Annotated in this window: 9 protein-coding genes; 6 read left to right on the top strand and 3 right to left on the bottom strand. The window is 41.8% G+C overall.

Features of this window, described 5'->3' with window-relative positions; all coding sequences use genetic code 11:
- Positions 1 to 392: 392 nt before the first annotated feature.
- Both E1176_RS12505 and E1176_RS12510 read right to left on the bottom strand, forming a co-directional pair.
- A complete protein-coding gene (locus E1176_RS12505; RefSeq protein WP_155210972.1) occupies positions 393 to 2,774 on the bottom strand; it encodes an ABC transporter permease in 2,382 nt (793 codons plus the stop codon).
- Between the two features lie 136 nt (positions 2,775 to 2,910).
- On the bottom strand, positions 2,911 to 5,304 hold the full coding sequence (locus E1176_RS12510) for an ABC transporter permease (protein ID WP_155210973.1): 2,394 nt from the start codon (positions 5,302 to 5,304) through the stop codon (positions 2,911 to 2,913).
- A 316-nt stretch (positions 5,305 to 5,620) separates the two neighbouring features.
- On the opposite strand from E1176_RS12510, the gene E1176_RS12515 reads away from it, so the two are divergent.
- Together E1176_RS12515 and E1176_RS12520 are read left to right on the top strand one after the other, a co-directional pair.
- Positions 5,621 to 6,991 carry a sigma-54-dependent transcriptional regulator gene (locus E1176_RS12515; protein ID WP_155210974.1) on the top strand — a complete coding sequence of 457 codons (1,371 nt, stop codon included), beginning with the start codon at positions 5,621 to 5,623 and terminating at the stop codon, positions 6,989 to 6,991.
- Between the two features lie 2 nt (positions 6,992 to 6,993).
- Positions 6,994 to 8,319, top strand: a complete 1,326-nt coding sequence (locus E1176_RS12520) for a sensor histidine kinase (RefSeq protein WP_155210975.1) — start codon at positions 6,994 to 6,996, stop codon at positions 8,317 to 8,319.
- A 27-nt stretch (positions 8,320 to 8,346) separates the two neighbouring features.
- On the opposite strand, the gene E1176_RS12525 is transcribed toward E1176_RS12520, so the two are convergent.
- Positions 8,347 to 8,748 carry a DUF3052 family protein gene (locus E1176_RS12525; RefSeq protein WP_155210976.1) on the bottom strand — a complete coding sequence of 134 codons (402 nt, stop codon included), beginning with the start codon at positions 8,746 to 8,748 and terminating at the stop codon, positions 8,347 to 8,349.
- Between the two features lie 227 nt (positions 8,749 to 8,975).
- On the opposite strand from E1176_RS12525, the gene E1176_RS12530 reads away from it, so the two are divergent.
- From E1176_RS12530 to E1176_RS12545, 4 genes are all read left to right on the top strand, one after another.
- Positions 8,976 to 9,452, top strand: coding sequence for a hypothetical protein (locus E1176_RS12530; protein ID WP_155210977.1), 477 nt, complete (start codon positions 8,976 to 8,978; stop codon positions 9,450 to 9,452).
- A 46-nt stretch (positions 9,453 to 9,498) separates the two neighbouring features.
- Entirely contained in the window at positions 9,499 to 9,996 is a 498-nt protein-coding gene (locus tag E1176_RS12535) for a hypothetical protein (protein ID WP_155210978.1), read from the top strand.
- Complete coding sequence (locus tag E1176_RS12540) at positions 9,989 to 10,519, top strand: GNAT family N-acetyltransferase (protein ID WP_185152787.1); 531 nt, start codon at positions 9,989 to 9,991, stop codon at positions 10,517 to 10,519. Before E1176_RS12535 ends, E1176_RS12540 begins: the two co-directional genes overlap by 8 nt.
- Before the next feature lies 1 nt (position 10,520).
- On the top strand, positions 10,521 to 10,925 hold a 405-nt coding region (locus E1176_RS12545; protein WP_155210979.1), incomplete at its 3' end, for an isochorismatase family protein.

Below are 10,925 nucleotides of genomic sequence, written 5' to 3' on the forward strand. Positions count from 1 at the left end.
GCGCTGAGTCTGAATAAGATAATTTTTTATGATAAAAGCAATGTTTTTTTTGCATTAATTATCACGTATCAGCCTATTCACCAACGGTTTACGCCTTACCAATAAATAAATGTCAGCTATTAAAAAACCCAACACTCAACGGCCACCCGGTCTGTACATGGTAGTGTACATGAGCTTCCAGAACCGGTTTTTTCTTCCGCTCCTCCACCGACCAACGGCTTTTTATACTGATCCATCGCTCAACTTAGACGCTCCTGAAAGTTGAGATACAATTTGCTTTTGATAACCAGCTTTCCGATCGCTGAGGTTGATAACAACCTCAGGATCTTCTAGAGCTTGTGACTCGCAGGTTAAAAGCCCCAATAATTAAATGAAGACAATAAATCTGTATATCAGTCTTCTTTTAAAGTACCTGCAGGATTGAGATAAGCAGCCTTCAGCACCTTATAACTTATCGAAATCATTGAGATAAGTAAGGCCGATATACCTCCTATTAGAAATTCTGAAACACCAAGATTGAACCTATAGGCAAAATTGTCTAACCAGGCATTCATCATATACCAGGCAATTGGTACGGCAATTATAAAAGCGATAAATACCTGTACTACAAAAGTTTTAGAAAGTAGCATAAACAAGTCTCTCACGCTGGCACCTAATACCTTTCTTACACTTATCTCCTTGGTTCGCTTTTGAATGATATATGATGCCAAGCCGAATAGCCCCATGCATGCTATAAAAATTGTGATACCGGCACCAAGTGCGAATACATTACCGGCACGCTTGTCATTTTCGTAAAAAAGATCCCATTGCTGGTCTAAAAAATGATACTCGATGGGCGTATACTCATCAAACTGATCGTGTACACTGGTAGCATGAGCCACTGCCTCCTCTATATGATCAGGGTCGTATTTAAGAGAAAAGTAGTCAATTTGCTGAAAAGGGTTATTCCAGGCACCAACTATAAGAGGTGCGATCTCGCTGTGCAATGATTGAAAATTGAAATTCTTAAGCACACCTGTAATTTGGAAACGGCCTCCCTGAATAGTCAAATAATCACCTACAGGGCTTTTGAGGTCAAGCTCTTCTACAAGTGCTTCGTTTACCAAAATTGTAAGAGAATCGCTTTGCGCATTGCCAGAAAACCCTTTTCCATCTACTATGTCGATTTCATAGGTATCTATCATATTGACATCGAAGCCGATAAAATTCGTTCTTAATGAGTCAGGATCATTCGCAGCATTTACATAGAGTTGCTGCAGGTTTTTCCACTCCCCGGGCACACGAGAAGAAATTCCTACCTTGGTCACATAAGGTGACTTAAGAAATTCATTGGCCATAGTTTCAGCCCTTTGTCTCACCGCCCCACTATTGATGTCAATAACCATCATATGATCTTTATCAAAACCTAGCGATTTCTCCTGCACATAACTCATTTGATTTGAGGCTACGATTGTAGCCACAATCATTATTATCGAAAGCGTAAACTGAGTAATAACCAAAGTTTTGCGAAGTAAAATACTACCTCTGCCGGTAGTCAATGAGCCTTTGAGAATATTTGCAGGCTTTAGTTTCGACATGAGAAAGGCAGGGTATAAGCCTGAAACTACACCCACTACAAGCGTGATAGCAAATAGCAATGAGAATATACCTAAAAAGGTATCCGCATTAAACTCAAATGCCTTGTTGGTAAGCTCATTGAAGTAAGGCAGTAGTAAGTCTACCAAACCAACAGATAAAATCAGAGCTATGAGTGCCATTACAGTAGACTCGGTCAGGAATTGAACAATCAACTGATAGCGCTGAGCTCCTGACACTTTGCGCATACCAATTTCTTTGCCTCTGTGTAGCGATTTGGCAGTAGCAAGATTCATGTAATTGATGCACGCAATCAGCAACATCAATGCGCCTACTGCTATGAAAATGTAGATGTAAGCTTCTTCACCTTTGGCATTGTCGGCACCAAACTCTATATCTTTTGAGTTAAAATGAATATCTGTCAGTGGCTGTAAGTAGAAATTCCTGTTGTCTTCCGGTTTGAAATATTTCTCAATTAACCCGGGTATTTTGGCTTCTACCTGATTCAACCTTGTGTGCTTTGCAAGCTGAAAATATACGTAGGCACCATAAGTACCCCAATTGGCGAGGTATTCTTTAAACCAATCTTCTGAGCCAGGATAAGACACCAAAATGCGCACATCGAGGTGAGTATTTTTAGGAAACTTTTTGATAATTCCCGTCACCACATGTGTCTTGTCACCATCAATAATTATTTCCTTACCCATAGCCTCCTCATTGCCAAACAGTGTTTTTGCCCAATCTTCATCAATTACCATCGAACCTGGCTCATTTAGTGCTGAGGTCTTATCTCCTTTAAGCCATTCAACATCAAACATTTCAAGAAACTCAGGATTAGCAAAATAATAATCCCTCTCTGCATACTTGGTCTCCTCAATTGAAAAGTTGACATGACCTCCAAATTTGAAAAGTCTGGAATACTTTTCAACCTCTTCAAACTCCTCCACCATGGTTGGCGCCAGAGCAGGTGTAGTTTGCCCAAAGTACCGGGTATCATCTCCGGCACCAGAAATTTCAACCACGCGATAGATCCGTTCGGAGTTTTGGTACTGTTTATCGTAGCTTGTTTCGTTTATTACAAATAAAAAAAGTAGGCTGCAGCAGGTAATACCAAGCGTAAGCCCCAATATGTTAATAAAGGCATACGCTTTATTTCTGAGCATATTCCTGAGTGCAATCTTAAAATAGTTTTTAAGCATGTTATTGTCGTTTTTGAGTTGTTGTTTTTGATTTAATCGTTGCGAAGCACATCTACAGGATTAGCCATTTTATCAAATTTCTAATGGCTATTTTGAAGTAATTCTGTAGCATGAATCTGGTCGTTATGGTTCGTTATTACTCACTTCTTAAAGACTCTGCAGGATTAATCCTAAGCGCTTTATACAATTGTGCACCCACAGTGAGAGCGACTATGCAGAGTACAGATACGAAACCTAGTAGCAATGTGGGCAGTCCAAAATCTATCCGATAGGCATTGGTTGTGAGCCACATATTGTTCACGAAATAAGCCAGCGGACCACCAATGAGGTAAGCAATGGTAATTAGTAATAAAAAGCTTTTTCCTACAGTTTTGAGCACATCATAAGCTTCGGCTCCTAGGGTTTTTCTTATACCTATTTCTTTGGTTTTGTTTTGCACGTGATACATAACCATACCCAAAAGACCTAGACAAGAAATCGAGACTGTGATGATCGTAACATAGCCCAAAACCATCAGTAAGGCTTCAAAATGACCATAACTCATTCTTAAATCATCTTCATAGTAGCTGTAGCTAAATGGCCTTGTAGTATGTTGTTTCCAGACGCCTTTTATAGCAGCAATTGCTTCTTTAGCCTGAGATTGGTTAATTGTGATAACCGCATTATTAGCATTTTTCGGCTGGTAGCGGAGCGCCATAGACCCTATTTGCTCATCAAGCCTCTCGTAATGGAAATCTTTGACCACACCTATAATCTCCACCTCATTGTCATCAACGATTAGTGTTTTACCAACTGCTTCGTGTGGTCCCTCCCAATCAAAAGCAGCTACAAGGCGCTCGTTTACAATTATGTATTTTTCATCATCGGGCATCTGCTCAGGAAAATTTTTCCCGGCCAATAATTCCAAATCCATAGTTTCCAGATAGTTGTTGTCCACCCCGGTAAAACTTAGAAAAGTACCATCTTCCTCTTCTGTTAATCTCACATTGGCGGTGTTATTGGTGCCTAATGCGGGCAAGTGAGTGGTTGATGCCACATTTGTAACCCCTGACAGGTTTTCAAAAGCCGCTTTTAATGGCTCATAGTGCATACCCTGAAGTTTTACATTTACGATGCCTTCAGTTTTGAAACCATGATCTGTGGTGATCACAAAGCGCGTTTGTTGATAAATGGTAATGATCGTAATTACGAAAAAGATGGTAAAAGCAAACTGTATAACTACAAGCACTTTTCTTATATCTACCCTGGCTGATCGCCCGATGGCATTTAATTTCATAGCTTTCTTTAGTGCCGCTAATGGGTTAGTAGCTGAGAAAAACAAGGCCGGTACCAGCCCTGCAAGCAAACCGGCCAATAAGACGAAAGCGATAAACCAAATGTACAGATTAGGTGTAGGATCGAAGCTCATAGGAGCACCCATTGAAGCAAAATAGTTATTGAGCATCGGCAGCAACCACTGAGCCATAAGATCTGCAAACACAAAAGCTAAAGTTGCAATAATGACTGCCTCCAGCATAAACTGCATAAAAATGTGCCATCTTTTAGCTCCCACTACTTTTCTCACACCTATTTCCTTTGCGCGATTTACTGCTTTAGCTGTAGTAAGGTTGGCATAATTAAAACAGGCAGAGCAAAGCACCACCAGTGCTATTCCTAACATCACATACACCACCATAATAGGCAAGCCAAAACCCATATTGTTGCTCAACAAAGGGCCTGGAGTGATTCCTGTGAGAGGCTGCAGAAAAAATTCATAGGTAAATTCTCCCTCCTGGTCATAATTTTCCAGGGCAGCCTTGTCGAGTAGAGGCTTTAATGCTTCGGGGTTTGATCCCTCTTTTAGTAAGACATAAATGTAATTGGTGTAAATCTGGTGCCAATCGTTATTGGCCTGAAGTGCGGTAGTATCACTTTCATTTAAAGTTTTTAGATAGTTAATCGAAGCTAGCGCCTCAAATGAGAAATGCGTTTTACCCGGAAATTCAGCCATCACACCGGTTACTAGAAATTCACCCTTACCTTCAATAGTAATTATCTGGTCTAGCGGGTCAGTATCACCAAATAAGCTGGAAGCCAGCTTTTTTGTGAGCACTATAGAGTTGGGTAAAGTGAGTGCATTATCAGGATTGCCTTGAGCTAAAGGAAAATTGAATGTCTGAAAAAAGGCATTATTTGCATAAAGGCCTGAAAAAGCCATCTCTTGTTTTTTCCACTTGGCAACTTCAGCAAAGTCTCTGTCTATACTTACTGTTTTTTCTACGCTGGTATGCTGACTTACAACATCGGCTAGTTGACTTGCCGTAGTAGCTGTAGACCAGAGGTGTTCCTTTTGCTGTGTTCGCTCGGTATTGATTCTATAAATACGATCTTTCTTGGCATGAAAGTCATCGTAGTGCATCTGGTCTGCGACTATGATAATTAGAAGCAAACAAATCGACATACTTACTGCCAGACCAAAGATGTTGATGAAAGATATGGCCTTATTACGCGTAATATTTCGGAAGGCGATGAGGAAATAATTTTTAAACATGTTGTTGCTGTTGAGTTTTTAACCTGTTCTTCATTTTCCAACCACCGTACCAATTTACATAAATACCGTTTAGATACGATTTAAAGGAATTAAGTGTAGGGAAAATGTATAAACTGCCCACTGGCACAACAGTCAACTGTCCACAAATGGGCAGTTAGTTGTAAGTTTTAAGAAGATAGAAGTAGTTTTAGGGAATTGAAAAGGGTCTACTAATCCTCAAAGGCTTAGTAGACATGATGAGGAAGCTTACCAAACCTCCGAGGCTCAGCAAGGCTGGCTAGAACTAATTAAAATATTAAATCACCTAACACCACATATGTCTAAAACACCTGCCAAAATATTAATTGTCGATGATGATGACCTCGTGCTGCTTTCAGCTCAGTTGCTACTGGAGCAACACTTCACGCAAGTGGTAAAAATCAATAACCCTCAGCAAATAGAAGAAGCCTTTAAAGAACATACTTTCGATGTGGTCCTTCTGGATATGAATTTTAAGCAAGGAGAAACATCAGGCAAGGAAGGCATTTTCTGGCTCAAAAAAATCAAAGAAATCAGTCAGGAGACTAACGTGCTGCTGATGACTGCCTATGGTGAGCTCGATATCGCTGTTGAAGCCATGAAAGAAGGGGCCTCTGACTTTATCGTAAAACCCTGGCAGAATGAAAAATTACTCGCTACAGTGCAAAGCACTCTACGCCTGACCCAGCAGGAAAAGAAAGTGAAGCAACTGGAAGACAAGGAAAAACTACTCACCGCTGAGCTCAACATAAAACATGAGATGATCGGTGAGTCGGAGGCGATCCTTGAGGTAAAACACATGATCGAGAAGGTAGCGGGCACAGATGCCGATGTACTCATTTTAGGTGAAAACGGTACTGGTAAAGAGGTGGCAGCGCGACTATTGCACGGTAATTCAACCCGTGTAAGCGAGCCTTTTATTTCGGTAGATTTAGGTACAATACCTACAGAACTCTTTGAAAGCGAACTCTTTGGCCATAAAAAAGGGGCTTTTACTGACGCCAAAGAAGCACGAATCGGCCGGTTTGAAGCAGCAGATGGTGGCACCCTATTTCTTGACGAAATCGGCAACCTCCCGCTTAACCTCCAGAAAAAACTACTTACTGTTTTACAAAACAGACAAATCACCAAGGTTGGCACCAATGAACCTACCCATGTAGATGTACGTGTAATTTGCGCTACCAACGGCAACCTCAAAGAAATGGTAAAACAGGGTGAGTTTAGGGAAGATTTGCTCTACAGGATAAATACAGTAGAAATACTGATGCCTGCGCTCAAAGACCGCCCCAGGGATATAGGGCTTCTAGCCGATTTCTTTCTAAAGAAATATAGCTCAAAATACCACAAAAGCGGGTTAGCGCTCGAGAGCTCCTCAATAGACAAACTGACAAACTATAGCTGGCCGGGCAACGTAAGAGAATTGCAACATGCCATCGAGCGTGCGGTGATTATGTCTGAGGGTGATAAACTGACGCAGGAAGATTTTCGGTTTTTGCAATCCGGTAATAATGACAACTACAATTTCGACAATTATAACCTAGAGCATATTGAGGCCTGGGCTATCAAAAAGGCCATCAAAAAGCATAATGGTAACATCAGCCACGCAGCGAAAGAGCTGGGCTTATCGCGTGGTGCCATGTATCGAAGAATGGACAAATACAACCTATAGGTATGCTGAGAAATTTTAGACTTAATATCATCTTCAGAGTGCTGCTGCTTACCGGTGTGCTGGCTGCATTTGTGTACCTCATTTTTGTGGCACACAACTACCTGCGTAGCATGTACATATTGGTGCTCCTTAGTCTACTCATAGCCGAGCTCATTTGGTACGTAGAGCGCACTAATCGGGATTTCACTTCTTTTCTCACCTCTCTCCTGCAAGACGATTTCACCACTACATTTTCTGACAAGAATAAAGGAGCTTCTTTTAGAAACATGTATCAGACCTTCAATGCTATAACCAGAAAATTTAAAAAGATAAGCTTTGAAAAACAGGCCCAGTACATCTATCTGGAAACATTGGTTGAACACGTAAATGTCGGCATCATCAGTTTTGACCAAAATGAGCGCGTACACCTGATGAATAATGCCATGAAAGGCCTCCTCGGCAAAACGTCTTTTCTATACCTTAAAAGCCTCGAAACCGTTAACAATGAGCTGCTACATACGCTACGCAATATTGCCCCCGGAGATCAAAAACTACTGAATGTAAAGATTAACAACAACCTGCTGCAACTGGCGATCTATGCCTCAGCTTTCAAAATTGAAGACAAAACGTACAAACTCATTTCGTTGCAAAACATTAAAAACGAACTGGAAAATAATGAACTGGACGCCTGGAAAAAGCTAATCCGTGTACTGACACACGAAATTATGAACTCCGTGACACCCATCAGCTCGCTTACAGATACGTTGGTGCAAATGGTACAAACTGATCGTAAAGACCAACCCGACACGCAAGTGCTGAGCAAGGTCTCCCAAGGGCTTGAAGCCATAAAATCTAGGAGTGAAGGTTTGCAATCATTCACCGAGGCTTATAAAACGCTCACCCGTATACCTACTCCATCTTTTGTGGAAGTAGACTTACCAAAACTTTTAGAGCGAGTACAGCTACTTTTGGCCCACGAGCTCGACAACATTAATATCACGATTGCGCATAGCGATAGAAAAATAAAAGCCATTGCTGACCCTGCCCTGCTGGAGCAAGTCATCATCAATATTCTCAAAAACGCTAAAGAGGCGATGGTCCAAACTCCTGAACCTAGCATATCGATCTCAGTACACAGGCAGGAGCGTATTGTTATTATGATTACAGATAATGGTCCGGGTATCGAGCAGGAGAAAATGGATAAGATTTTCATTCCTTTTTTCACTACAAAAAGCAATGGGTCGGGTATTGGTTTGGCGCTCAGCAGAGAAATCATGCGGTTGCACAATGGCAGTATATACGTAAAATCTCAGGAGGGTGCCGGCACGACTTTCACACTTACGATTTAGCACCTTTCTATTTTATGAAAGTGGAAATCACCGGTCTTTGATACGAAACATAAATTTGAGGCCAGACCAGGTCTCGTCTACCGCACACACTTTTACATCTACCAAACCTGCCTCAAGACCAAGGTGCCGCACTATATTGCCATCGATATCGCAGGCTACTTTGGCAGATTTCTTAGGCCAGGAAACCCATAACATCCCCGTTTTACTCAATCTTTCTTTCAGAAAAGGGAGTTGCGCTTTTAACTCTTTATGACTCGTAGTGAAAAAGTGGATGAAGTCAACCTCTGAGGTGCTAAAATCGACCTCAGTGATGTCTGGTAATTCCTCAAATAATGAGAAATAAGTATCTGGTTGGTTGATAAAAAGCACTTTATCCCCTGCTTTGATTCCCAGTTTTTTAGCCAGTGGTGTTTTGGAATAGCCACTCATCTTTTTTTATTCAAATTAGCCAAGAATACCAATATTGTAAAATGATAGATATGAAAGCCTTTGGTTGAAGTATTTTTTTGAGTGAAAACAGCTCCAGGGAACTGTAGCGTTAACCCGTAATTATCACCATTTAAAAACTGAAATAACGTATTATCACATTTTGCAAATTACCAGTAATTAAAAGCTAATCCTCAATTATCTTAACCACGCAAAACAACAACAACACCATGTCTACAAAAAACACCGCACTACTTATCGGGGGCTCATTGAGTGCTTTAGCCTCAATTACTCATGTATTTATAGTTATTGGCGGGCCCGATTGGTACCGATTTTTTGGTGCCGGTGAGGGCCTTGCTCAACTTGCTGCCAACGGATCTAACTATCCGGCTATGCTCACCTCTGGTATAGCAGCGATACTCGCCACCTGGGCTTTGTACGCTTTTTCCGGAGCTGGTATTATACGCAAATTGCCCTTGTTAAAACCTGCACTCGTGCTCATTTCTTTCATTTTTATGAGTCGGGCGCTTTTTGGCATACCTGCTACCCATTTGGTTGATGATCCTTACATGAAAGAGCTGGCAGATAAGCCCGTTTTTATGCTTGTGAGCTCTGTGATTTGTTTAGCCATAGGCCTGTGTTATAGCGTAGGCACCTGGAAATTATTTCAGCGAAAGCGAAATAAAACCACGCTTAAATCTGTTTAACCTAAAAGATTTGCAACTTTAGGTCTACTAAATAGGTATTACTACTATGCGTTACATTTCACTCTTACTGCTTTTGGCGCTGAGCGCTTGCGACAAAGACTCAGACACACCCAGTATCTATACCGACAACGAAGTTACTTATGTGTTAGAGCCGGGTTCTGAGTTTCCGATTGCCGGCACGGCTGTGTTTAAGGAGCGCACCAACGGTGACCTGGAGGTAATCATACAGCTCACCGGTACTGATGGTGCCATCGAGCACCCTACGCATTTACATTATGGGGACATATCAACCCCGGATGCCGAAATGGCTCTGGCACTAAATCCTGTAAAGGGAGAAACCGGGCAGAGCATTACCATCTTTAACCAATTGATTGACGAAACCTCTTTTGGTTATGAAGAATTGCAGGCTTTTGATGGCCATATAAAAGTGCATCAGGATGGTGGGCCCAATAAGCAGGTAATACTGGCCTATGGCAACGTGGGCAGTTCTGCAAAATCGCAAAACAACGGTCGGGTAGAAATCGCAGTTTGCAAAAGTGAATAACACACAGGCGCAGGTACTCATTACCACTGATCGTTTACACCTCAGCCTGCTGGAAGCACAACCCGATGCGGCTTTTATATATGAGCTACTCAACTCACCCGGTTGGAAAACCTTTATTGGCGACCGCAAGGTGCATAGTGTAGAAGAAGCACAAAACTACATCAGCACACGACTGGCCAGCAGCTACTTAAAACATGGTTTTGGACTTTATAAAGTGGCCTTAAAAGATGGTACCCCTCTCGGAATTTGTGGTTTGCTCAAGCGCGACCATTTACTTAATGTAGACATTGGCTATGCCATGTTGCCACAGCATGAAGGCCAGGGTTACACCTACGAAGCTGCACAAGCCACGCTGAAATATGCCAAAGACACCCTCGGCTTTGAGGTGGTATTGGGAATTACCGATACGGAAAACACCGCTTCACAAAAATTATTAGAAAAACTGGGCTTTCGCTTTGTGAAAAGTGGTTTTTTAGAAGACTTTGAGGGAGAAAGTATGGTTTACGAAATACGACTAACATAACATGACTAAACTAAGAGACAAGAAACCCGCACTACTACTGGTAGACATACAAAAAGGATTTGAAGACGAAGAATTCTGGGGTGGCAACCGCAACAATAAAGATTGTGAGCTGAAGTGCCAGTCGATTTTACACGCCTGGCGAGCGGCTGGCTTGCCTGTATTTCATGTCATTCACAGCTCGCAAAATCCTCAATCTAAACTGCACAAAACCCACCCGGGCTTTGAGATAAAAGATGAGGTAAAGCCGCTTGATAATGAACCCGTACTCATTAAAAATGTAAACAGCGCTTTCATAGGCACCGACTTAAAGGAGCGTCTGGATGCACAAAACATAAAAACCGTGGTAGTGGTAGGCATGACCACCAACCACTGCATCTCAACCACCGTGCGCATGGCTGCCAACCTT

The organism is Fulvivirga aurantia, assembly GCF_009711475.1.
GTDB lineage: Bacteria > Bacteroidota > Bacteroidia > Cytophagales > Cyclobacteriaceae > Fulvivirga > Fulvivirga aurantia.

What these genes read in the sequence shown, in the direction of transcription:
- E1176_RS12505 (WP_155210972.1), bottom strand. Translation starts at nt 2,774, where the DNA reads ATGCTTAAAAACTATTTTAAGATTGCACTCAGGAATATGCTCAGAAAT.
- E1176_RS12510 (WP_155210973.1), bottom strand. Translation starts at nt 5,304, where the DNA reads ATGTTTAAAAATTATTTCCTCATCGCCTTCCGAAATATTACGCGTAAT.
- E1176_RS12515 (WP_155210974.1), top strand. Translation starts at nt 5,621, where the DNA reads ATGTCTAAAACACCTGCCAAAATATTAATTGTCGATGATGATGACCTC.
- E1176_RS12520 (WP_155210975.1), top strand. Translation starts at nt 6,994, where the DNA reads ATGCTGAGAAATTTTAGACTTAATATCATCTTCAGAGTGCTGCTGCTT.
- E1176_RS12525 (WP_155210976.1), bottom strand. Translation starts at nt 8,748, where the DNA reads ATGAGTGGCTATTCCAAAACACCACTGGCTAAAAAACTGGGAATCAAA.
- E1176_RS12530 (WP_155210977.1), top strand. Translation starts at nt 8,976, where the DNA reads ATGTCTACAAAAAACACCGCACTACTTATCGGGGGCTCATTGAGTGCT.
- E1176_RS12535 (WP_155210978.1), top strand. Translation starts at nt 9,499, where the DNA reads ATGCGTTACATTTCACTCTTACTGCTTTTGGCGCTGAGCGCTTGCGAC.